Annotated in this window: 22 protein-coding genes; 11 read left to right on the top strand and 11 right to left on the bottom strand. The window is 69.1% G+C overall.

The genetic code is table 11. The annotated features are described in order from the left end of the window. Window positions 1–248: 248 nt before the first annotated feature. Both ACIHCQ_RS11115 and ACIHCQ_RS11110 read left to right on the top strand, forming a co-directional pair. On the top strand, window positions 249–1031 hold the full coding sequence (locus ACIHCQ_RS11115) for a calcium-binding protein (RefSeq protein ID WP_399660374.1): 783 nt from the start codon (window positions 249–251) through the stop codon (window positions 1029–1031). Window positions 1032–1093: 62 nt separating this feature from the next. Then, window positions 1094–1876, top strand: a complete 783-nt coding sequence (locus tag ACIHCQ_RS11110) for a calcium-binding protein (protein ID WP_399660371.1) — start codon at window positions 1094–1096, stop codon at window positions 1874–1876. A gap of 98 nt (window positions 1877–1974) precedes the next feature. Here ACIHCQ_RS11110 and ACIHCQ_RS11105 read toward each other — a convergent pair whose 3' ends face one another. Further along, the gene (locus tag ACIHCQ_RS11105) at window positions 1975–2616 is read right to left on the bottom strand and encodes a TetR/AcrR family transcriptional regulator (protein WP_399660368.1); all 642 of its coding nucleotides are present in this window, start codon (window positions 2614–2616) and stop codon (window positions 1975–1977) included. A gap of 56 nt (window positions 2617–2672) precedes the next feature. Between ACIHCQ_RS11105 and ACIHCQ_RS11100 the strand changes: the two genes are divergently transcribed. Next, a complete protein-coding gene (locus ACIHCQ_RS11100) occupies window positions 2673–3437 on the top strand; it encodes an SDR family oxidoreductase (protein WP_399660365.1) in 765 nt (254 codons plus the stop codon). 22 nt (window positions 3438–3459) lie between these two features. On the opposite strand, the gene ACIHCQ_RS11095 is transcribed toward ACIHCQ_RS11100, so the two are convergent. The 5 genes from ACIHCQ_RS11095 to ACIHCQ_RS11075 form a co-directional block, all read right to left on the bottom strand. Next, window positions 3460–4272, bottom strand: a complete 813-nt coding sequence (locus tag ACIHCQ_RS11095) for a histidine kinase (RefSeq protein ID WP_399660363.1) — start codon at window positions 4270–4272, stop codon at window positions 3460–3462. Window positions 4273–4347: 75 nt separating this feature from the next. Next, on the bottom strand, window positions 4348–4956 hold the full coding sequence (locus tag ACIHCQ_RS11090; protein WP_399660360.1) for a hypothetical protein: 609 nt from the start codon (window positions 4954–4956) through the stop codon (window positions 4348–4350). 31 nt (window positions 4957–4987) lie between these two features. Then, window positions 4988–6445 (bottom strand): hypothetical protein, encoded by a 1458-nt coding sequence (locus ACIHCQ_RS11085; protein WP_399660358.1) that lies wholly within the window; start codon window positions 6443–6445, stop codon window positions 4988–4990. Between the two features lie 95 nt (window positions 6446–6540). After that, a complete protein-coding gene (locus ACIHCQ_RS11080; protein WP_399660355.1) occupies window positions 6541–6978 on the bottom strand; it encodes a hypothetical protein in 438 nt (145 codons plus the stop codon). A 73-nt stretch (window positions 6979–7051) separates the two neighbouring features. Continuing rightward, a complete protein-coding gene (locus ACIHCQ_RS11075; RefSeq protein ID WP_399660352.1) occupies window positions 7052–7807 on the bottom strand; it encodes an AraC family transcriptional regulator in 756 nt (251 codons plus the stop codon). Window positions 7808–7861: 54 nt separating this feature from the next. Between ACIHCQ_RS11075 and ACIHCQ_RS11070 the strand changes: the two genes are divergently transcribed. Further along, the gene (locus ACIHCQ_RS11070; protein WP_399660349.1) at window positions 7862–9097 is read left to right on the top strand and encodes an MFS transporter; all 1236 of its coding nucleotides are present in this window, start codon (window positions 7862–7864) and stop codon (window positions 9095–9097) included. Here ACIHCQ_RS11070 and trxA read toward each other — a convergent pair. Genes trxA through ACIHCQ_RS11055 form a run of 3 tightly spaced genes read right to left on the bottom strand, consistent with a single transcriptional unit; the run spans window position 9063 to window position 10442 of the window. Next, the gene (trxA, locus tag ACIHCQ_RS11065; protein WP_399660346.1) at window positions 9063–9437 is read right to left on the bottom strand and encodes a thioredoxin; all 375 of its coding nucleotides are present in this window, start codon (window positions 9435–9437) and stop codon (window positions 9063–9065) included. The genes ACIHCQ_RS11070 and trxA overlap by 35 nt on opposite strands. Beyond that, complete coding sequence (locus ACIHCQ_RS11060) at window positions 9434–9853, bottom strand: MerR family transcriptional regulator (protein WP_399660343.1); 420 nt, start codon at window positions 9851–9853, stop codon at window positions 9434–9436. The genes trxA and ACIHCQ_RS11060 overlap by 4 nt, the downstream gene beginning before the upstream one ends. Before the next feature lie 58 nt (window positions 9854–9911). After that, complete coding sequence (locus ACIHCQ_RS11055; protein ID WP_399660340.1) at window positions 9912–10442, bottom strand: Lrp/AsnC family transcriptional regulator; 531 nt, start codon at window positions 10440–10442, stop codon at window positions 9912–9914. Window positions 10443–10510: 68 nt separating this feature from the next. Here ACIHCQ_RS11055 and ACIHCQ_RS11050 point away from each other — a divergent pair, with 68 nt between their 5' ends. Together ACIHCQ_RS11050 and ACIHCQ_RS11045 are read left to right on the top strand one after the other, a co-directional pair. Next, window positions 10511–11416 (top strand): NAD-dependent epimerase/dehydratase family protein, encoded by a 906-nt coding sequence (locus ACIHCQ_RS11050; protein ID WP_399660337.1) that lies wholly within the window; start codon window positions 10511–10513, stop codon window positions 11414–11416. Next, window positions 11416–12300: an aldo/keto reductase gene (locus tag ACIHCQ_RS11045; protein WP_399660335.1), complete on the top strand. Its 885-nt coding sequence runs from the start codon at window positions 11416–11418 to the stop codon at window positions 12298–12300. Before ACIHCQ_RS11050 ends, ACIHCQ_RS11045 begins: the two co-directional genes overlap by 1 nt. Before the next feature lie 45 nt (window positions 12301–12345). Here ACIHCQ_RS11045 and ACIHCQ_RS11040 read toward each other — a convergent pair whose 3' ends face one another. Both ACIHCQ_RS11040 and ACIHCQ_RS11035 read right to left on the bottom strand, forming a co-directional pair. Then, complete coding sequence (locus tag ACIHCQ_RS11040) at window positions 12346–13587, bottom strand: YncE family protein (RefSeq protein ID WP_399660332.1); 1242 nt, start codon at window positions 13585–13587, stop codon at window positions 12346–12348. A gap of 150 nt (window positions 13588–13737) precedes the next feature. After that, window positions 13738–15129: a cation:dicarboxylate symporter family transporter gene (locus ACIHCQ_RS11035; protein WP_399660329.1), complete on the bottom strand. Its 1392-nt coding sequence runs from the start codon at window positions 15127–15129 to the stop codon at window positions 13738–13740. A 131-nt stretch (window positions 15130–15260) separates the two neighbouring features. Between ACIHCQ_RS11035 and ACIHCQ_RS11030 the strand changes: the two genes are divergently transcribed. The 5 genes from ACIHCQ_RS11030 (at window position 15261) to ACIHCQ_RS11010 (ending at window position 21195) form a co-directional block, all read left to right on the top strand. Next, window positions 15261–16901, top strand: coding sequence for an ATP-binding protein (locus ACIHCQ_RS11030; RefSeq protein WP_399660326.1), 1641 nt, complete (start codon window positions 15261–15263; stop codon window positions 16899–16901). Between the two features lie 406 nt (window positions 16902–17307). Continuing rightward, window positions 17308–17991 (top strand): response regulator, encoded by a 684-nt coding sequence (locus ACIHCQ_RS11025; RefSeq protein ID WP_399660324.1) that lies wholly within the window; start codon window positions 17308–17310, stop codon window positions 17989–17991. 143 nt (window positions 17992–18134) lie between these two features. Further along, window positions 18135–19508, top strand: a complete 1374-nt coding sequence (locus tag ACIHCQ_RS11020) for an extracellular solute-binding protein (RefSeq protein ID WP_399660320.1) — start codon at window positions 18135–18137, stop codon at window positions 19506–19508. Then, window positions 19505–20371: a carbohydrate ABC transporter permease gene (locus ACIHCQ_RS11015; protein ID WP_399660317.1), complete on the top strand. Its 867-nt coding sequence runs from the start codon at window positions 19505–19507 to the stop codon at window positions 20369–20371. Before ACIHCQ_RS11020 ends, ACIHCQ_RS11015 begins: the two co-directional genes overlap by 4 nt. Next, window positions 20371–21195 (top strand): carbohydrate ABC transporter permease, encoded by an 825-nt coding sequence (locus ACIHCQ_RS11010; RefSeq protein WP_399660314.1) that lies wholly within the window; start codon window positions 20371–20373, stop codon window positions 21193–21195. The genes ACIHCQ_RS11015 and ACIHCQ_RS11010 overlap by 1 nt, the downstream gene beginning before the upstream one ends. Window positions 21196–21230: the final 35 nt, after the last annotated feature.

The raw sequence follows: 21230 nt of genomic DNA, 5'->3' as shown, positions 1-21230 counted from the left end.
CACTCCGCACACTGCCAGTGGCCGGGGCAGCGGGACGGGCCGACACACGGCAGCGCGCCGCACGAGCGCGCGCCGACTCAACGCACGGCCGCACGCCGCACGCCGCACGCCGCAAACGCACGCCGCACCGGCACAGCGCACGGACAGGCACCGGCACGTTTCTCCATCCCGGGATATTTCCCCGGTTCATCAGGCACGGAAGCCCCGCACCGACCGGTCTCCACCTTTCCAGGGAGCAGGAGCAGGACATGGGCACAAAGCCTCTGCGCGCCACCGCACTTCTCATTGCCGTGTGCGGATTCGCATTGCACCTCACGGGGGTGGCGAGCGCCGCCACCGGCGGTCAGTCGCCGGGTGGGGCTCTCGCCACCACTCTCGTCAACAAGACCAATACCACCGTCACCGTCACCGCGGGTGTGGGGTACGGCAACACCCTCACCGTATGGCAGGTGGGTGACACCATCAGAATCCGGGACACCGGCGACAACATCGCGGCGTCCGGCGGCTGCACCGCCGTGAGCGCCAACGAGGCCGTCTGTTCCGGGGCCGCCACCACCACCGAGCTGGTGGTCGGCGCGGGCGACCAGAACGACAGTGTCACCTCCTCGCTCACCGGGCTCGGCGTCACCCTGCTCGGCGGCTCGGGCGACGACAGGCTGGTCGGCGGCAACGCCAACGACACGCTTGAGGGCGAGGAAGGCAACGACTCACTGTCGGGCGGAGGCGGCAACGACACCCTCATCGGCGGATCCGGCTCGGACGGGATCATCGGCGGCGCCGGAAACGACTCCATCGAGGGCCGCGACGGCGCGGACCTCGTCAGCTCCGGACTGGGCAACGACGTCATCGAAGGCGGTAACGGCGCCGACCAGATCATCTCCGGGGAGGGTAACGACTACGCCGACGGCGGCAGCGGCAGGGACACCATCGACGTCGTGGACGAGATCAGCGGCAACGACTACGCCGAAGGCGGCACGGGCGTCGACAAGTGCAGCTACGACCTGGGCGACTTCCTTTCGGGCTGCCCCTGATGGCGGACAGATCCGCGCGGACCGCGATGCCCCGTTCCGCCCTACGACAAAGGAGACACGTGATGACGAAAACCCCGCGCGCGTGGGCCGCGATGTGCGTCGCGGCACTCGTCTGCCTACCGCTGGCAGGCACCTCGGCGTCGGCTGTTCCGCGCTCCGCCGGAGCTGGCGCACTTGCGGACACCACCGTCGTCTCATTCTCGGGCGACACCCTCGTGGTCACGGCGAGTGAGGGCGTGGCCAATATCATCACCGTCCGGCGGCAGGGCGATGTCCTCCTCGTGTCGGACGCGGGGGACGACGTGTCCGCGGTGGCGCCCTGCCAGGTGCGGTCGGTGGGCTCCGTGGCATGTCCGCTGCCCGGGACCGGAATCCGGATCACCGGCCAGGACGCCGACGACGACATCACGGTCTCGGCGAACGTGGATACCCCTGCGGTGGTGTTCGGCGGCGCCGGGGACGACCAGCTCAACGGCGGCCCCCGGGCCGACCAACTCGTCGGTGACGATGTGGCCACCGCGGGCAGCCGTGCGACACCGGGCAACGACACCATCAACGGTGGGCCCGGCAACGACACGATCTCCGGACTCGGCGGAAACGACACGATCCATGGCAACGCCGGGAACGACACACTGAACGGCAACGAGGGCAATGACACCCTCAACGGAAACACCGGCAATGACACCTTGACCGGCGGCACCGGAAACGACAGTCACAACGGCCAGGAGGGCGTCGACACCCTGGAGGCGGTCGACGGCATCCCTGTGAACGACTCCCTCGACGGCGGTGCTTCCTTCGACACCTGCAACCGTGACCCCGGCGACACGGTCGTCAACTGCCCCTGAAGGTCAGCAGTGCGGCCGGCTGGTCGGTGGCCATCTCGCCCTCGCCGAAACGGCGCGGGACGCGGCTGCCGCGTCGACGTGGGCCCGGACGGTCTTCCTCACCCGTCCGGGCCCACGTCAACGATGTCATCGCCGAAGGCGGCAGCGAGCGCCTTCGTGATCAATTCGGGCAGCTCGGTCTGTCCGTCGTCCTCGGCCCAGCGCACCAATGCCGTGTGCAGGGCGGCCAGGCAGGCGCTGGCCGCCGCCTGGGCGCGGAACGCCGCGTCGGGATCCATCTCGTCGCCCCCGAGGGCGTTGACGATGGCCTGCTGCAGTGCGTAGTGGTTGTCCAGGTGCCTGGCCCGCAAGGCGGGCGTCGAGATCATGAGCCGGAGGCGGGCCAGCAGGAACCGCTCGTTCACCGTCGGGCCGCCTCCGTGGCCGCCACCGGTCCCGGTCAATGTCGTGGCCGAGTCGACAAGCGCGCTGCCGATGCGGCGTACCAGCGGCTGCTCCCCGGACGACGCGGCGATGCGCTCGGCGACGAGCCGGTCGTGCTGGTCGACGAGTACGAGGTCCTCCTTCGTGGGGAAGTGCCGGTACACGGTCATGGGCGAGACGCCCGCGGCTTCGGCGACGTCGGCCACGGTCGTGGCGTCGTAGCCGCGCTCGGTGAACAGCCGCACCGCGTGCGCCTGAATCGTGCGCTGCGTCTCGGATCGCCGTTGTGCTCGCAGCGTTGGATGCCGGTCGGTCATGTGATAGACACTACCGCAGTGGTAGTAACTAACATCACTTGGGTGGGGTGGACGGTATGAGCGATCTGACCGGCAGGACGGCTCTCGTGACCGGGGCGTCGCGCGGCATCGGGCAGGCCATCGCGGCCCGGCTTGCCGCGGACGGGGCCATGGTCATCGTGCACTTCGGCACGGACAAGGACGGTGCGACGGCGACGGTCGACGCAATCGAACGTACCGGTGGAACCGCGCTCGCCGTCCAGGCCGAGCTGGGCGTGGATGACGACGTCGAGACGCTCTTCGCGGGAGTCGAGGCCGGCCTGGCCGGGCGGCCGCTCGACATCCTCGTCAACAACGCGGCGGCTGCGCCCGCCGGTCCGCTCGGAGCAACGACACGGGCGGAGTTCGACCACCTCTTCGCGGTGAACGTGCGAGCGCCGTACTTCATCATCCAGAATGCGCTGCCCATGCTTCGCGACGGTGGCCGCATCATCACGATCTCGTCCGTGGCGACCCGGATGGCCAACCCCACCCAGACGTCCTTCGCCATGACGAAGGGCGCGGTCGAGACGATGAGCATGACCTTGGCCAACGAACTCGGTTCCCGGGGAATCACGGTGAACGCGGTCGCTCCCGGCGCCACCCGGACCGCGACCAACGGGTCCTTCTTCGAAGTGCCGGGCCTCGCCGAGCAGATCGCCGGAATGACGGCGCTCGACCGGCTGGGCGGGCCCGACGATGTCGCCGGCGTAGTCGCGTTCCTCGCCTCCGACGCTGCCCGCTGGATCACCGGTCAGATCATCGACGCAAGTGGTGGCCTGTTCCTCGGTCCGCGCTCCTGAGCGCACCACTGGCGGCCATCCCTCACCGGTGCGTGATCTCCCCCTCCGCCGGCAGAAGTCCGGTGATCATCTCCCAGACCTTCTTCGCCTCCACACGCACCAGCCTGAAGGTGCTGTCGGGTCCGGTCTGCCCCGCCGCGACGGGCTCGGCGGGAAGTTCCCGGTGCCAGTAGCCGAGAGGGCCGCAGTCCCATATGGCGAATCCGCGTGCCTCCACGCCCTCCTGGCCGTCCTGTCGGCTCTGCCAGGCCGCGGTCATGCGCCAGCTCGACCGCAGGTCCGCTATCAGGTCGGCGACGAGCAGCAGCTCAGGTCCGGCAGGGGCACCCCCTGCCACCAGGGCCTTCCGCAGATGCTCGCGCTCTTCGCCACCCTCGGCGAGGGGCACGCCCAGGGCGGCGATGCCGGCCTCGACAGTGGCGACCGTGGTCTCGACGACAGTGACATTCGTGTCGTGGCGGGGAGCGGACCGCTGCAGGTTGACCATGCTCGCCAGCGTCCAGACCAGCATCTTCGGCTCCACGAGCCGGTATTCGGCCTCGGCCTCTCCGGGCCAGCTCTCATGGGAAATGACGTGATCGTCCCCGATGAGCAGGCCATGATGCAGCGTGTCCTGCCGGCCGCCCGCCTCCAGAGAGATGATCACTCCTGGGCTGACGAGTGTCTTCATCAGCGGAAGGAGCAGAACAGAGAGCTCTCCGGTCCGGTTGATCAGGCCGCTTTCGCGTAGCTCGTCCGCGGCGGGCTCCAGCCTCGCGGGGACCGGCTGCCCGGTCGCCAACTGGGCGAGGAGGAAGACATGGTCGTCGCTCAGCCGGAACCGAGACCTGGTCACATCGTATGAAGGCATGCGCATACTCGCTTACGTGTTGAAATCATCGCGATCCGGCCGGAACGCGGTCAGTGGCGGTCAGTACTGGGACTCCGCAAAGAGGTGGGTCACCCGGGAGAAGCCCGCGCGCACGGCCCCGCGTCGCGTGAGCGCGGACCGGTCGACACCGGCGAAGATCAACGCGAGGGAGATGTCACCCTCGCCTACCTGGCCCGTCACCTGCACCGCGAGCTGCTTGCGCTTGCCGCGTCCGGACTCGCGCACCCTGATGGTGACTCCGGGGTCCTCGTTGTCCGCCTCCCGGGAGACGACGTACTCACGGGCATCGACCGCCCACATCCGGTAGCGGTCACCGGCGTACTTCAGTTGCAGGGAGCGCTGCTGGTGCGTCGCTCCCCACCGGTTGCGCGTCATGTAGACCATGGCGTCTCCGACGCGGAGGGTCGAGCGGTTCAGGGTGGGGAGCCGCACCACGTCCGTGTGGATCCCGCGCGCCTCGAAGCTTGCCGTGGGGATCAGGCCGCCGCGCACCTCGGATACGACCGTTGCCGACGCGGTCCGGGGCAACGGACAGGTCAGCGTGATGTCGCCGAACTCGTGCGAGGTGCCCTTCCAGCCGGACCGGTAGTCGTGCCGGTTGCCCTCTTTCCAGGCATGCAACGTGAACGGGGTGGCGGCGGTGTGCATACGCTTCCTTGCTTCCTGGCCAGCTTCCTGGCTAGTCGAACGGGTTGAGTGCGCTGCCGAGCTTCTTCGCGCCGTCGGCGATGTCCGAACCAACCTCCGACGCCTTGTCGCCGACCCAGTCCCCCGCCTTCTCCAGCCCGTCGCCTATCGCCTCGTGGTGGTCCCAGATCAGGGCGCCGCCGTAGAGCACACCTGTGCCCACGGCCAATCCGAGCGTAACCGGGTTGGGTGCCACGGTCAGGGCGGTCATGGAGGCGCTGAACGCCGTCCCGGTGAGGTCGGAGGCGAACTTCGCGGGATCCGCCTTGATCATGTCCGCGTTGTACGTCGTGAGGTTGGCCACGCCGTAGGCCGTGGCGGCGACACCGCCGACCACACCCGCACCGCGCATCCAGCCGGCCGCCTTCGCGGCATTGGCGAGGCCGCCGTTCTGGGCGACCTTGACCAGGTTGGCCTCCGCGGCCGTCGGCATGAAGAACGCCCCGTTCCGCATGAACCCGCCGAGCATGGCCGCCTCGTCCGACCCCGTCAGCGCGGTCGCCAGACCAGGGGGCACCCGGCCCAGCAGACTTCCCGGGGCGGCGCCGGCCAGCCTCATGTTGAAGTGGCGGGAGAGGAAGGTGCCGGGCGCGGTGGGATGCGTGAAGGGCGGCCGCAGGGCCTTGGACAGCTTGTACGAGTACAGCCCGGCCGCGGTGAGGGCACCGGAGAAGGCGCCGGCCGTGATCGCACCGCTCGTGAACTGCGAGACGAGCTGGGCGAGCTGCGGGTTGCCCGTCAGGCGGGTCATCCCGTCGCGCTGGAGGCGCTTGATGTAGTCGTCCAGGGACTCGTTGTCCCGCATGTCCAGCCATGCGAGGTTCATACGGTCGGTCTTCTGCTGGTCGTCGGCCTTGGCGACCTTGCCCGCGTCACCGTTGAACCCGGTGCCGCCGGTCTCGTCGTTCTTGTTGCCCTGGGCGTCCTTGACGACGGCCTCCAGGTCTCTCTTGAGATCCTGGTCGGCGTCGTCCATCGCCTCGACGTAGTACTTGATGAGATCGGCCCAGGACTGCTCGCTCGTCTTGACGCTTGCCGCGTAGTCCGGGTCGTGCCGGAGCGCGCTGCGTTCGGATGCGGAGAGACTGTCGTAGTCGAAGGCGACGTTTCCCTGCTCGGAGACCTTCATACCGGCCTTGACCGCATCGGCACGGGCGGTCGCGAGCTGCTTCTTGAGTTCCACGAACTGCTGATGGGCGTTACGGAGCAGAGTCGCGGTCGCCTTCGCCTGCCTCTGGGCGGCCTGGTACTCATAGCGGGTCGCGGCGAAGTTCGTGTGGGCCGCGTTCGCGCTTTCGCCGATCCAGGTGGTGTCCATCGTGATCTTCTGAACGCTGTCGCGGTAGCGCTCCTCCACCTTGTGGAGCTCTCCCACCATCTCCTGCCATTTGTCTGCGGCGGTGGAGAGGCTGCCAAAGTCGGTGGTCATGACCTCGTAATACGTCAGCATGCTGCATTCCCTTGGGGCGTCGAAGCGGTTGCGCGGTCAGGCCGTCATGCCGGTTGTCACGCCGGTCGTCATGCCGCTGCGGACCTGACCGTGACTCAGTACCTGCCGATGCCCGACTGGAGGCCGCTGAACCGCTGCTTCCGGTCCAGTTCGAAGTTGCTGACCGTCGTGGCGGTGGCCCTCAGGGCGCCCTTCTCCGCGGTGAGCCGTCCCGTGAGGGTCTTGACCTGGCTGTCCCACGTGGTCTGCACCGTCTTCAGCCCAACGGCGGTGGCCCACCCAGCGAATCCGGTGATGGCCGTGTCGGTCGCCACGTCGGCCCAGGTGGCCGCCTTGCCGGTGTTCGGCTCAAGCTCGGTCTCGATGGTGTTCGCGGCGGCCTTCTTCGTGGCCGGCGTCGACGCCTGATCGGGCGGTCCCGCTGCCCCGGGTCCCGCACCCGGGCCGTCGTCGGCCCGGTTCAACCGCATGGCCACCGCCTGCCGTTCACTCGCGTCGGCGCGCGCCCCGGCCCACTCCTGATCGAACCCCATGACCCCGTCCCCCGCTGCTCTCCGTGTGATCGCTCTTGCTACGAAGACTTTAACTTCGGATTGTAGCCAGGGGTCAGGGACGGCGATTGTGCGTACCGGGCGTGTACCCGAACGCACGGCGGAAGACGTCGATGAAGGCGCTGGTGGAGGACCAGCCGCAGTGGTGCGCGACCGTGGTGACCGACACATCCTCCGCCAGCATGCGCAGGGAGTGGTACAGCCGCAGCTGGGTGCGCCACTGAGGGAAGGTCATGCCCAGTTCGCGGCGGAAGAGGCGGCTGAGGGTGCGCTCACCGGCTCCCGCTGTGGTTGCCAGGGCGGCCAGTGTGCGCGCGTCCGCGGGGTTGTGGTGCAGGACGTCGCAGACGGCTGCGAGCCGGGGGTCGGTGGGGGCGGGCAGTTGCACGGGTTCCTGGGGTGAGGCACGCAGTTGGTCGAGGAGAACCGCGCGCAGGCGCAGCCTCTCGGGGGTGTCGTCGTGGGGTGCCCGGGTGTAGGCGAGGATCAGTTCGCGCAGGAGCGGACTGACCGCGATGACGGTCGGGGTGTCGAGGCCGAGCGGGTTGATGCCGGGCGGCAGGCCCAGCAGGTGCAGGGCGAGGTGGCCGTGGGCGCGGTGGGCGTGGACGCAGCCGGCGGGGACCCAGATGGCACGCGTGCCGGGGGCGAACCAGGTGCCGACGCCTGTGGTGACGGCCAGGACGCCGGAGCCCGCGTAGACGATCTGGTGGTCGTCGTGATGGTGCGCGTCGATGCTCTCGCCGGGAGCCAGCGCCTGGGTGCGGGTGGGCGCTTCGGGCCTGTGGCGGATATGGCGGATGTCCGGCATGGGTTGGCATTTTATCGGAAGCGCGCCAGGTCAAGCCGTGGCGACGATGGGCAGGTGTCAGCGAACCAGACCTCACGTACCGGGCAACGCACCCGGCCCATCACGCTGCTGTCCCTGGGACATGCCTGCGTGGACGTCTACCAGGGAGCGGTGGCCGCCCTGGTGCCGTTCTTCGTCTCCGAACGCTCCTACAGCTACGCCGCCGCCTCCGGCATCGTCCTGGCCGCGTCTCTGCTGTCCTCGGTGGTGCAGCCGTTGTTCGGGGCCCTCACCGACAAGTGGGCCATGCCGTGGCTGCTGCCCGTGAGCACGCTGGTGGGTGGCGTCGGAGTCTCCCTCGCCGGTGTCAGTGACTCGTACGCCCTCACCCTGGCGGCCGTCGCGATATCCGGGATCGGCATCGCCGCGTACCACCCGGAAGCCGCACGCGTGGCACGAGTCGCCAGCCGCGGCAGCCACACCGCGATGGGCTGGTTCTCCCTCGGCGGCAACCTCGGCTTCGCCGCCGCGCCCCTGCTGGTCTCCGCCGTCATCGCCACCTACGGCCTGCGCGCCTCCCCTCTGCTGGTCGTCCCCGCCCTCGCAGGTACGGCGCTGTGCGTGGCCGCGCTGCGCGGTAGTGCCACGACAGGTATGAAAGGCACGAAAGCCCCCGCCGCAGCGACAGCGGACGCTCGGGCGAGCCGGGTCGTCGGCAGGGACGACTGGGCGTCGTTCATCAAGCTGTCGGGGGCCATCGCGTGCCGGTCGATTGTGTTCGTCGGCCTCAGCGCGTTCATCTCACTGCATGTGCGCCAGCGCACCGGCGGAGGAGAGGTCTCCGGTATGGCCGCGCTGTTCGTGCTGTACCTCGGTGGCGCGGTGGGCACCGTGGCCGGCGGGAAGTTCGCCACCCGCCACGGCCGTATCCCGGTCGTGCAGTGGTCCTACGCGCTGACCGTTCTCGCCGTGGCGGGCGTGGTCTTCGTTCCAGGGCCGCTGCTCTATGTGTTTGTCGCCCTCACCTCGGCGGGCCTGTATGTGCCCTTCTCCCTGCACATCACCCTCGGCCAGGACTACTTGCCCCAGCGCGTGGGCACCGCCGGCGGTGTCACCTTGGGCCTGACCGTCAGCATCGGCGGCATCGCGACGCCGCTCATCGGCGCCCTCGCCGACGCCGCCTCCCTGCGGACCGCCCTCGCCCCGCTGATCGCACTGCCTGCCGTCGGCTGGCTTCTTCTGCGCACTCTGAAGGAGCCCGAAATGCCCGACGTCCTCAGGAGTGCTTCGGCTCGTGGTGCAGCGCGGTGATGCTCGGCGGGACCACGTCCTCCAGCTCCTGGAGCAGCCTGCGCTTCGGGCGGGCACCCACCATCGACTTCACCGGTTCGCCGCCACGGAACACCATCAACGTCGGCATCGACAGCACCCCGTACCGCACCGTCGTCTCCGGATTGGTGTCCACATCCAGCTGTACGATCTTGAGCCTGTCCGCCTCCTCACTGGCGATGGCGCTCAGGACAGGCGCTATCTGGCGGCACGGCGGGCACCAGTCGGCGGTGAACTCCACCAGGACCGGCAGGTCGGCCTTCAGCACCTCCTCCTCGAAGTCGTTGTCCGTCACCTCGGCGACGCCTTTCGCGTGGATCACCGGTCTTCCCCTCCATCCGTCAATGCGCAGCGTGGTTCCGGACCGCCCGGAACCTCCGCCTGCGCTTCCAGTTCGGCCCGCGCGAGCTGCGCCCCGACCTGCGCGCGTGCCGACTGGAGCTGCTCGATGAGCGTGTCCAGCTCGCCGAGTTTCGCCCGGTACACGGCGAGCGAGGCCGGGCACGTATCCCCCGCCGGGTGCCCGGCGCGCAGGCATTCGACAAAGGGGCGGGTCTCCTCCAGCTCGAAGCCGAAGTCCTGGAGGGTACGGATCTGCTGGAGCAGCCGCAGGTCCTCCTCGTCGTAGGCGCGGTAGCCGTTCACCGCACGCCGGACGGGCAGGAGCCCGCGGGACTCGTAGTAGCGCAGAGTGCGGGTGGTCGTCCCGGCCCGCTCCGCCAGCTCGCCGATTCGCATGACGTCGACGGTAATCCTTGACGTCGGCGTCAAGGCAATGGGATTCAGCTCCGGTCCGTCAGCGCGGGGGCAGCAGTGGCTTCCGGGCCACCGGTGAGGTCAGCACGATCGACGTCGTCGTACGGCCCAGCGCCGAGACGTCCTCCAGCACCTGCTCCAGATGGACCGTGTCGGTCACCGCGACCTTGATGATCCAGCAGTCCTCGCCGACCACATGGTGGGCTTCGATCACCTCGGGACGGGCCAGCAGCTCCAGCGTCCTGGGGTGCTTCAGGTTGTAGCCACCGTGCGGGTTGACGCGGATGAACGCCTGGATGCCATAGCCGAGGCGCGCCGGGGAGACATGCGCCCCGTAGCCGGTGATCGCGCCGCCCGCCTCCAGTCGGCGGACCCGCTCCGTCACCGCCGCCGGGCTCAGCCGCACCCGGCGGCCGAGTTCGCTGAGCTTGATGCGGCCGTCGGTCTGGACGAGCTCCAGGATCTGCCGGTCGACCGCGTCAAAAGCGGTCGCCGCGTACGCCGCCGACGTTTCATCGGCGGCAGCTCGCAACTGCCGTGGTTCTTTCGGCAGGACGGCCCGATCTCCCATGACTCCCCCTTCAGGACGTGGCCCGTAAACGTAACACTTGAGGCACGTACCACGAGGGGGAGTTGGCAATGCGCGAGATATGCGTCATCGGCGGAAACCGGTATTTCGGAAAGCGGTTGATCGAGCGGCTGCTGAATTACGGAGACCATGTCACCGTCATCAACCGAGGGTCATCCGAGCCTCCTTCCGGAGTCACTCACCTCATCGCCGACCGCGATGACGAGGCTTCCCTGCGCGCCGCACTCGGAACGCGTACTTTCGACGTCGTATTCGACCAGGTCTGCTATACGCCGCGCCAGGCGCGGCTCGCCCGCCGCGTATTCGCGGGCCGCACGCGCCGCTATGTGCTGACGTCCACCGTCGAGGTGTACGAGTACGAGCACTCCGCCGCGCCCGTCCGCGAGGACGCCGTCGATCCGCTGACAGTGGCCGTCGATACGGCGGCACCGTGGGACGACCCGGACTTCCGCGAGGAGCACTACGGTGAGGGAAAGCGGCAGGCGGAGGCAGTCCTCGCCCAGGATTCCGAGGGTGGTCCCGCCTTCCCGTATGTGTCCGTGCGCGTCGCGCACGTGCTGGGCGGGGCCGACGACTTCACCGGGCGCGTCGGCCACTACGCGGCCCGGATCCGGGCGGGTGAGCCCATCGCCGTACCCGCCGAGAACCACCCCGCCACCTATGTGTACGTCGAGGAGATCGCCGATTTCCTGGCGTGGGCGGCGGGCCAGGAATTCACAGGACCGGTGAATGCGAACGCGTACGGCCCGCTCACCACCGCCGACATCTGCGCGGAGATCGAGCGCACGACCGGCGGAAAAGCAGAATTCCATGCGGTGGAGGTCGGTGAGGTCTCGCCCTTCTCCTTCGCCCGCTCGTACGCCATGGACAACTCACGTGCCGCGCGGCTGGGTTACACCTTCCGCGACACTTCCGAATGGCTGCCCCAGGCCATTGCCGAAACCCTGGTGTCGTAATGCGGTATCGCACGCTCGGCGGTGAACTCCGGGTGAGCGCGATCGGGCTCGGCGCCATGCCGCTGTCCATCGAGGGACACCCGGACGAGCACCAGGGCCTCGCCACCCTCCATGCCGCCCTCGACGCGGGCGTGACGCTGATCGACACGGCCGACTCGTACCACCCGCCCGGCGGCGCACCGGGGCCGGGCGAGTTGCTCGTACGCCGCGCGCTCGCCGCATACGGCGGTGATACGGACTCCGTCGTCGTCGCCACCAAGGGCGGCCGGGGCCGCACCCCCGACGGCGGCTGGACGGTCAACGGCGACCCCGCCCATCTGAAGCGGGCCGCCCGGGACTCGCTCGCCCGGCTCGGCGTGGGCGCGATCGGCCTGTATCAGCTGCACAAGCCCGACCCGGCCGTGCCCTACGCCGATTCACTCGGCGCACTCCACGAACTGCTTTCCGAGGGCACGATCCGGTTCGCCGGGATCTCCAACGCCGATACGGAGCAGATCCTGCTGGCGAGGGAGGTGCTGGGCGACCGGCTGGTCTCCGTACAGAACCGGTACTCGCCCGAGGTACGCGACAGCGAGGCGGAGCTGCGGCTGTGCGCGCAACTCGGCCTCGCCTTCCTGCCGTGGAGTCCGCTCGGCGGGATCTCGCGGAGTTCGCTGGACGGGCCGTCCGCACTGGCCGGGACGAGGCCCTACGCCGCGTTCCACGACGTGGCGCGCGAGCGCGGGGCCAGCCCCCAGCAGGTCGCCCTGGCCTGGCTGCTGGCGAAGTCGCCGACGGTGATCCCGATCCCGGGGGCGAGCCGGCCGCTCTCCATCCGGGACTCGGCGGCAGCCGCCGATCTCGTACTCAGCGAAGCGGAGCTGGCGGCACTCGAAACGGCGTGACTACCGCGTCTACCGCGTCTACCGCGTCTACCGCGTCCACCACCTCTACCTCGTCAGGCCTCCCAGCGCGCCCTCCGCCAGTTTCGCCACCCGCTCCCGCTGCGGGAAGTCGCCGACCTTCACCCGCGCGACCTCCTTCGCGGTCGCGTAGTCCACCACCGACACCTCGTCGCGGTTGGACAGCGAGACGAAGCAGTGCTTGCCGTCGGGCGACGTCACCGTCCAGTACGGCAGGGAGCCCTGCGGGTAGTGCACAAAGCCGTCCGTCGTCAGGCCGGGGCGGGAGACGACGGCCGTGTAGTCGTCAATCGTGCCCGACATGCACAGTTTGTCGCCCGCCGCGTTCATCGCCATGCCGTGGTGCGCCGAGTTCTGCGGATAGTCGTCGGGGTTCATCGCGCCGGCCGCCGCACTGAACGGCATCTCCACCGTACGTACCGTCTTGCCGGTCACCAGGTCGTACTCGATGAAACCGTTGAGATACGACAGCTGCGCGTACATCGTCTTCTCGTCCGGTGTGATCACGGCGGGCCTGACACCGACGTCGAAGGTGTACTTCCGCACCACCTTCAGGGTCTTCGCGTCCGCGACCGTCACCTGCTTGGTGCCCTTGAGGAAATTGAACGCCTTCAGGAACGAGGTGATGCCGATCGACATGTTGTAGATACGCGCGCCGTTCGCCGAGTACATGTTCTCGTGCGGGTACGTGCCGGTCGGGAACTCCCCGGCGATCCGGCCGGTCGCGGTGTCCATCGTCTGCGCCTTGGAGTCCGTGATGGCCGAGATCACGAAGGTCTTGCCGTCCGGCGAGAGCGTCGCGTGGTCCGCCTTGAGGCCCGCGACAGCCGTACGCCACAGCTGCCGACCGCTCGCGATGTCGTACGCGGCCGCGTCGCCCAGATTGCCGCGCGAGACATACAGCGTGCGCCCGTCCGGCGAGACATGGGCGTCGTCGACAAACTTGTCGCCGCCCGCCTGCTGCTTGACGATCTCGTACGCGGCGCGCCTGAACGGGTCCATCGCCCCGAGCACGTCATCGAGGTCGGGGATGACGTCGATCGAGCCGAGATTCTTGTACGTACGCGAGTCGATGAAGCTCACGGTGCCGTCGACGCTGTTGCCGACGACGACGACATCGCGCAGCGCGGCATCAGCCAGTGCGGCCTGACGCAGACCGCCCTCCGCCTGGGGGAAGGCGGAGGGCGGGGCAGCGGAGGCCGATGAGGCCGTTACGGAGCCCACGGCAAGCGTGAGCGTGAGCGCGAGCAGTGCCGGAAGACGTAGCACGGGAACCGTCCCTTCGCATGTGCATGCCATGACTGGCGCATACGATGTCACGTCCCTGTTACCGGCGGTAGTACTTGGCAGTAACTCGGTGGGCGGACGGCCTGACGGGCTTCGGTACCCGCCCGTCAGGCCTCGTCCCAGACCTTCGACTCAGACCTTCGTCAGGGCTACGGGGGCCTTGTCGTCCTCGGGGCCCGCAGTCACGTCCTCGTCCGCGTCCGGGACCTCGTGGCCCTCGTCCAGCAGCGTCTTCTCGTCGAAGGGGAGCCTTCCGGCCAGGACCTCGGTGACCTGCGTCTTGTCGATCTCCTTGGTCCAGGTCCCGATCAGCACCGTCGCGACCGCGTTGCCCGCGAAGTTCGTCAGCGCACGCGCCTCGCTCATGAAGCGGTCGATGCCGACGATCAGGCCGACGCCGTCCACCAGCTCCGGGCGGTGCGACTGCAGGCCGCCCGCCAGCGTGGCAAGACCGGCGCCGCTGACGCCCGCCGCGCCCTTCGACGCCACGAACAGGAAGAGCAGAAGCGGGATCTGGTCCCCGATCGACATCGGGGTGCCCAGCGCGTCGGCGATGAAGAGCGACGCCATGGTCATGTAGATCATGGTGCCGTCGAGGTTGAAGGAGTAGCCGGTCGGAACGGTGATGCCGACCACCGGCTTGGACACGCCCAGGTGCTCCATCTTCGCGATGAGCCGCGGGAGCGCGGACTCGGAGGAGGAGGTGGACAGGATCAGCAGGAACTCACGGCCCAGGTACTTGAAGAGCGAGAGGATGTTGAGCCCCGCCACGGCGCGCAGCAGCGCGGCGAGCACGATGAAGACGAAGAGGAAACAGGTGACGTAGAACCCGAGCATCAGCACCGCGAGGCTCTTGAGCGCGTCCAGACCGGCGGATCCCGTGACGGCGGCGATCGCGCCGAAGGCACCGACCGGCGCGGCCCACATCACCATCGCGAGGATGCGGAAGACGAGCCGCTGGATGTGCTCGACACCGCGCAGCACCGGACGGCCGACCGGGCCCATCGCCTGGAGCGCGAAGCCCGCGAGCAGCGCGACGAGCAGGGTCTGCAGGACCTCACCCGCGGTGAAGGCGGAAACCATGGTCTCCGGGATGATCCCGAGCAGGAACTCGACCGTGTCCTTGGCCTCGTCCGCGACCGCGCCCTGGCCTGCCTCCCTGACCGCGTCGGTCACAGCCAGGCCCGTACCGGGGTGCAGGATGTTGCCGACGACCAGGCCGATGGCGAGGGCGACCAGCGACATCACCATGAAGTAGGCGAGCGCGATACCGCCGACCGCGCCGACCTTGGCGGCCTTGCGTACGGAGCCGATGCCCAGCACGATCGTGCAGAAGATGATCGGCGAGATCATCATCTTGATCAGGTTCACGAAGCCCGTGCCGAGCGGCTTCAGCTCGGTGGCGAAGTCGGGGGCGGCCAGGCCCACAGCGATGCCGGCCACGACCGCGATGATCACGGCGATGTAAAGATAGTGGGTACGGTCCCGCTTTGCGGCCTGTGCTGCCACGGCGTGCCTCCTCATTGAGTCTGAGTCTGGGTCTGCGTCCAGGTCCATGTCCCGCACTGGATGTCCGTGACTATTCACGAGGCTGTGATGCGGGTCACCGTTGCGTGCGTTTCGTTCACATAAAATCGGCCAGGCAGACTTGTTACATGCGCCCACCCGTTCCCCGCAGCCTCGCCGCACAGCTCTTCGCCATGCAGGTCGTGCTGGTCGCCGTGATTGTGGTGGGCTACGCCCTCTTCACGTACGTCGTTGGTCGGTCCCAGGCTGAGGAGAGCGCGCGCGTGCAGACGAAGGTCACCGCGGCAGCCGCCGCGCGCTCGCCCTCGGTGATCGAGGCCGCGCGCTCGGCCGACCCCTCGGCGCGGCTCCAGCCGTACGCGGAGGGGCTGCGCAAGGACGCGGGGGTCGACTTCCTGGTGATCATGGCTCCGGACGGGACGCGCTGGACGCATCCGGAGCCGGCCCAGATAGGCAAGACGTATCTCGGCCGCATTGCTCCCGCGCTGCGGGGCGAGACGTACAGCGAGACGTACGTGGGCACGCTGGGCCCTTCGGTACGGACGGTGGTCCCCGTATACGACGGCGAGGGGAACGGGCGGAGGATCACCGGGCTCGTCAGCGCGGGCATCACCATCCGCGAGATCAGCGAGCAGGCGCGCAAGCAGGTCGCCGGGCTGCTCGGCGTGGCGGGCGGGGCGCTCGCGCTGGGCGGCGTGGGCACGTACGTCATCAATGCGCGGCTGCGGCGGCATACTCACGGCATGAACGCGGCCGAACTGAGCCATATGCACGACTACCACCAAGCCGCGCTGCACGCCGTGCGCGAGGGGCTGCTGATGCTCGACGGGCAGCGGCGCGTCGCCCTCTTCAACGACGGGGCGCGCGAGCTGCTCGGCCTGGACGACGGCGCGGTCGGCCGCCCGGTGGCCGAGCTGGGGCTGCCGGTGCCGCTCACGGGAGCGCTGCTGGCGTCCGAGCCCCGGGTGGACGAGGTACATCTGACCGCCGACCGGATCATCGTCGTGAACACCAGCCCGGTCGTCGGCGGCGAACAGCGCGGCACGGTCGTCACCCTGCGCGACCACACCGAGCTCCAGGCGCTGTCCGGCGAGCTGGATTCGGAGCGCGGCTTTACGCAGGCGCTGCGTTCCCAGGCCCACGAGGCGGCGAACCGCCTGCACACGGTCGTCTCGCTGATCGAGCTCGGCCGCGCGGAGGAGGCGGTCGACTTCGCCACGGCGGAACTGGAACTGGCCCAGGTGCTGACCGACCGAGTGGTGGCGGCGGTCGGGGAGCCGGTGCTGGCCGCGCTGCTGCTGGGCAAGGCGGCGCAGGCGAACGAGCAGGGAGTGGAGCTGAGCCTCACGGAGGACAGCCGTATTGACGACGGAGTGCTTCCGCCGTCGCTGCCGCCGCGCGACCTGGTGACGATTCTGGGCAACCTGATCGACAACGCGCTGGACGCGGCGTCGGAGGCGGCGGTCGCGCCGGGGGCGGGGGCGGGGGCCAGGCGCGCCCGGGTCACCGTCACCGCGCGGGCGGACGCGGAGTCGGAGGAACTGCTGCTGCGGGTCGGCGACACCGGCGCGGGGGTCGACCCGGCGGACACGGAGTCGGTGTTCCGGCGCGGCTGGTCCACGCACGGCGCGGGGCGCGGCCTCGGCCTGGCGCTGGTCCAGCAGGCGGTGCACCGCAGCCGGGGCACGGTGGAGCTCACGCAGGGCCCGGACGGGGGCGCGGAATTCACGGTACGGCTGCCGCTGCGGATGGCGGAGGTGTCCGCATGAGCGGAGCGGCTGTAAGCGTCCGGCCCCCGGGGCTCCGCCCCGAACCCCGCTCCTCAATCGCCGGAGAGGCTGTAGACGTCCGGCCCCTGTCGGGGGCGCTGCCCCCGAACCCGCCCCCTACGCCCTGCGGGCGTGGGGGGACCCCCAGCGCCTCAAACGCCGACGGGGCTGTAGGTGTCCGGCCCCTGTCGGGGCTCCGCCCCGAACCCCGCTCCTCAAACGCCGGAGAGGCTTGGTTTTCCGCCGAAGAGGCTTGGTTTTCCCGGACGGCACCGCACCGTACGGGCGCCGCCGCTGTCGCCGCGTACCGCAGAGGTACCCAGACGACACCGGCGCATCGCCAGGGCTCAGGGCCCGCCCCGAACCGAGCCTGGTCGCGAAGACTCGCCGTCGCGGAGGTGTCCGTATGAGCGAGCCCATCCGGGTCCTCGTCGTCGAGGACGACCCCGTCGCCGCCGACGCGCACGCCCTCTACGTCGGCCGGGTCACCGGCTTCGCCGTCGCCGGGGTCGCGCACTCGCGCGCCGAAGCCGTACGCCTGCTGGAGCGCACCGAGGTCGACCTGCTGCTCCTCGACCTCTATCTGCCCGACGGGCACGGCCTCCATCTCGTCCGGTCCCTGCGTGCCGCCGGGCACCACGCGGACGTCATCGCCGTCACCTCCGCCCGCGATCTCGCCATCGTCCGCGAGGGCGTGTCCCTCGGGGTCGTCCAGTACGTCCTGAAGCCGTTCACCTTCGCCACCCTGCGCGACAGGCTCTGCCGGTACGCCGAATTCCGCGCCGCCGCCGGTGAGGCCAGTGGCCAGGACGAGGTGGACCGGGCGATCGCCGCGCTCCGGGCGCCGCGGCCCGCCGGGCTGCCCAAGGGGCTCAGCGGGCCGACGCTGGAGGCGGTCACGCGTTCCCTGCGCGAGTCACCGGCCGGGCTGACGGCGACCGAGGCAGGGGCCGCCGTCGGCATCTCGCGGATCACCGCGCGCCGGTATCTCGAACACCTGGTGACGGACGGGCGCGCGGCGCGCAGTCCCCAGTACGGGCAGGTGGGACGCCCCGAGCTCCAGTACCGCTGGATTCCGTCCGCGCACTGAACCGGGCGCTGAGCCGGGCGCTGAAGCACGCTCCCCCCAAAACCGCACTCCGCACGGGGGATTGACCTTGTCAATGAGCCGGTCCTACGGTCACCGGGCAGCCCTCGTGGCCCGAGCCGCCCGGCTCAGAGGAGGTCGTGCCAGTGCGCCCCACCGCCCCACTGACCCTCGTCACCGCGCTCACCGCAGTCACCGCGCTCGCCGCGGGAACGCTCACCGCCTGCGGCGGCAGCGGCTCCGGCGGCGACCCGGACACCGTCAAAGTCGCCTACAACCGGTCCACCGACAACAAGATCCGCTTCAAGGACGCTCATTTCGAGGCGGTGAAGAAGCAGTTCGAGAAGGACCACCCGGGCAAGAAGATCAAGCTGATCCCGATCCAGGCCCCGGACAACGACTACGCCACCAAGGCGCAGCAGATGATGCGCTCCCCCAAGACCGCGCCCGATCTGGTCTACGAGGACACCTTCCGCATCAACTCCGACATCAAAGCCGGATACTTGAAGCCGCTGGACGAGTATCTGCCCAAGTGGGACCAGTGGGCGCAGTTCGTCGACACCGCCAAGGAGGCGGCGAAGGCGGAGGACGGCAAGACGTACGGAATCCCGGACGGCACGGACACCCGCGGCCTCTGGTTCAACCGCGACATCTTCGCGAAGGCCGGGCTGCCCGCCGACTGGCAGCCCAAGAACTGGGCCGAGGTCCTGGCCGCGGCCCGCACCGTCAAGGAGAAGGTCCCGGGCGTCATTCCGCTCAATGTCTACACCGGCAAGGGCCCCGGCGAGGCAGCCGTGATGCAGGGGTTCGAGATGCTGCTGTACGGCACCGGGCAGGACCCGCTCTACGACCCGGCCGCCAAGAAATGGGTCGCCGCGGGCAAGGCGTTCGAGGACGCGCTCGGCTTCGTACGGACGGTCTACGCGGAGAAGCTCGGCCCGGACGTCTCCGACGCGCTCGACCCCAACATCGGCACCCGCGTCGCCACCGAGTTCCTCCCCGAGGGCAAGCTCGCGATCTCGCTGGACGGCTCCTGGATGGGCCAGAACTGGATCAACAAGGGGCCCAAGGAGTGGCCGGAGTGGTCCACAGAGCTCGCCCAGACCGCGATGCCCACGCAGCACGGGCAGGCGCCCGGCAAGGTGTCCATGTCCGGCGGCTGGACGTGGTCGATCCCGCAGAAGGCCAAGAATCCCGACCTCGCCTGGGAGTTCATCAAGACGCTCCAGACGAAGGAGAACGCGACGCAGTGGTGCGTGGTCGGCGCGCAGATCGCCGTACGCAAGGATGTGGCCGCCGACCCGCGGTATCTGAAGGCCATGCCGGGCATCGACTTCTTCACCACCCTGGTCGAGTACACCCACTACCGGCCGGCGCTGCCGGTCTATCCGCAGGTCTCCACGGCCATCGGTGAGGCGATGGAGAAGGTGACCACGGGCGACGCCTCGGCGGCCGACGCGGCGAAGGCGTACAACGACCAGCTGAAGACCATCGCCGACGGCGCGGTCATCACCAAGTGAGCACCACGAGAAAGGGCCTGTGGCGGTGGGCGCCGATCGCCCCCGCCACCGTCCTGCTGCTGCTCTTCCTCGCCGGGCCGATCGGCTACTGCGTCTGGATCGCCTTCACCGACACCCAGCTGACCGGCGCGTCCGGTTCCGCCTTCGTCGGCCTGGACAACTTCCGCCGGGCCTTCGCCGACGACAACTTCCGTAACGCCGTCTGGCTCACGCTCGTCTTCACCTTCGTCTCGGCGATCATCGGCCAGAACACGCTGGGGCTGGCGCTCGCGGGTCTGATGCGGGCCGCGTCCCGTCCCGTACGGACCATCACCGGCACCCTGGTCATCACCGCGTGGGTGGTGCCGGAGATCGTCGCGGCGTTCCTGCTGTACACCTTCTTCCGCCGCGAGGGCACGCTCAACGCCATCCTGGACTGGCTGCACCTGCCGTCCCAGAACTGGCTGTTCACCCTGCCGATCCTGGCCGTGTCCTTCGCCAACGTCTGGCGCGGCACGGCCTTCTCCATGCTGATCTACTCCGCCGCGCTCGCCGAGATCCCCCGGGACATCACGGAGGCGGCGGAGGTCGACGGGGCGAGCGGGCCGCGCCGGGTCTGGCACATCACGCTGCCGATGATCCGCCGCTCCATCGGTACGAATCTGATGCTGAACACGCTCTCCACGCTGTCGGTCTTCGGTCTGATCTGGGCGATGACGCGCGGCGGTCCGGGCAACCGCAGCCAGACGCTGCCGGTGTTCATGTACGACCAGGCGTTCCTGAAGAGCCTGATCGGCTATGGCACGGCGGTGGCGCTGCTGCTGTTGCTGGTGGGGTCTCTGTTCTCGATCGTCTATCTGCGCCTGATGAAGGTGGAGGTGTGATGCGCCGCGCCACCCGGGAGCGGCTGGCCGCGAACGGCGCGCTGCTGCTGACCGCCGCGGCCTTCGCGCTTCCGCTGGGGTGGCTGCTGCTGGCCTCGGTGGACGCGGAGGCGGATATGCGGTTGCGGGTTCCGTCGTCGGTCACCGTGGACAACTTCGACGCGGTGCTCACCGACGAGATCACCTTCACGCCGATGCTGAACAGCCTGCTGCTGTGCGGTGGCGCGACCCTGCTGACGGTGGTGTGCGCGGCGCTCGCCGCGTATCCGCTCTCGCGGCTCCGCTCGCGTTTCAGCCGCCCGTTCATGCTGACGATTCTGTTCACGACGTGTCTGCCGATCACCGCGATCATGGTCCCGGTGTACGGGCTCTTCGTGCAGGTCAATCTGATCGACACGATGTACGGCACGGGGCTGTTTCTGGCCACGTCGCAACTGCCGTTCTCCATCTGGCTGATGAAGAACTTCATGGACGGCGTCCCGGTGGCCCTGGAGGAGGCGGCCTGGACGGACGGCGCGTCAGGTCTGCAGACGCTGACCAGGGTCGTACTGCCCCTGATGGGACCGGGGCTGACCGTGGTGACGATCTACACCTTCATCCAGCTCTGGGGAAACTTCTTCGTCCCCTTCATGCTGATCCTCTCCCCCGAGCAGCTGCCCGCGTCGGTCTCGATCTTCACCTTCTTCGGGAACTACGGCTCGGTGGTCTACGGGCAGCTGGCGGCGTTCTCGATCCTGTACTCGGCGCCGGTGCTGGTGCTGTACGTGCTGATCGCGCGGCGGCTGGGCGGGGGCTTCGCGCTGGCGGGCGCGGTCAAGGGCTGACCGGCGTCGCTGGTACAGGAACGCGAACGGCCTTG

Source organism: Streptomyces sp. NPDC052236, from assembly GCF_044548015.1.
Taxonomy (GTDB): domain Bacteria; phylum Actinomycetota; class Actinomycetes; order Streptomycetales; family Streptomycetaceae; genus Streptomyces.
The sequence above is the reverse complement of the archived record's forward strand: the minus strand, read 5'-3'. Positions and strand labels throughout refer to the sequence as shown.

What these genes read in the sequence shown, in the direction of transcription:
- ACIHCQ_RS11100 (WP_399660365.1), top strand. Translation starts at nt 2,673, where the DNA reads ATGAGCGATCTGACCGGCAGGACGGCTCTCGTGACCGGGGCGTCGCGC.
- ACIHCQ_RS11080 (WP_399660355.1), bottom strand. Translation starts at nt 6,978, where the DNA reads ATGGGGTTCGATCAGGAGTGGGCCGGGGCGCGCGCCGACGCGAGTGAA.
- ACIHCQ_RS11085 (WP_399660358.1), bottom strand. Translation starts at nt 6,445, where the DNA reads ATGCTGACGTATTACGAGGTCATGACCACCGACTTTGGCAGCCTCTCC.
- ACIHCQ_RS11115 (WP_399660374.1), top strand. Translation starts at nt 249, where the DNA reads ATGGGCACAAAGCCTCTGCGCGCCACCGCACTTCTCATTGCCGTGTGC.
- ACIHCQ_RS11110 (WP_399660371.1), top strand. Translation starts at nt 1,094, where the DNA reads ATGACGAAAACCCCGCGCGCGTGGGCCGCGATGTGCGTCGCGGCACTC.
- ACIHCQ_RS11030 (WP_399660326.1), top strand. Translation starts at nt 15,261, where the DNA reads ATGCGCCCACCCGTTCCCCGCAGCCTCGCCGCACAGCTCTTCGCCATG.
- ACIHCQ_RS11055 (WP_399660340.1), bottom strand. Translation starts at nt 10,442, where the DNA reads ATGGGAGATCGGGCCGTCCTGCCGAAAGAACCACGGCAGTTGCGAGCT.
- ACIHCQ_RS11045 (WP_399660335.1), top strand. Translation starts at nt 11,416, where the DNA reads ATGCGGTATCGCACGCTCGGCGGTGAACTCCGGGTGAGCGCGATCGGG.
- ACIHCQ_RS11060 (WP_399660343.1), bottom strand. Translation starts at nt 9,853, where the DNA reads ATGCGAATCGGCGAGCTGGCGGAGCGGGCCGGGACGACCACCCGCACT.
- ACIHCQ_RS11035 (WP_399660329.1), bottom strand. Translation starts at nt 15,129, where the DNA reads ATGAGGAGGCACGCCGTGGCAGCACAGGCCGCAAAGCGGGACCGTACC.
- ACIHCQ_RS11090 (WP_399660360.1), bottom strand. Translation starts at nt 4,956, where the DNA reads ATGCACACCGCCGCCACCCCGTTCACGTTGCATGCCTGGAAAGAGGGC.
- ACIHCQ_RS11105 (WP_399660368.1), bottom strand. Translation starts at nt 2,616, where the DNA reads ATGACCGACCGGCATCCAACGCTGCGAGCACAACGGCGATCCGAGACG.
- ACIHCQ_RS11075 (WP_399660352.1), bottom strand. Translation starts at nt 7,807, where the DNA reads ATGCCGGACATCCGCCATATCCGCCACAGGCCCGAAGCGCCCACCCGC.
- ACIHCQ_RS11010 (WP_399660314.1), top strand. Translation starts at nt 20,371, where the DNA reads ATGCGCCGCGCCACCCGGGAGCGGCTGGCCGCGAACGGCGCGCTGCTG.
- ACIHCQ_RS11025 (WP_399660324.1), top strand. Translation starts at nt 17,308, where the DNA reads ATGAGCGAGCCCATCCGGGTCCTCGTCGTCGAGGACGACCCCGTCGCC.
- ACIHCQ_RS11050 (WP_399660337.1), top strand. Translation starts at nt 10,511, where the DNA reads ATGCGCGAGATATGCGTCATCGGCGGAAACCGGTATTTCGGAAAGCGG.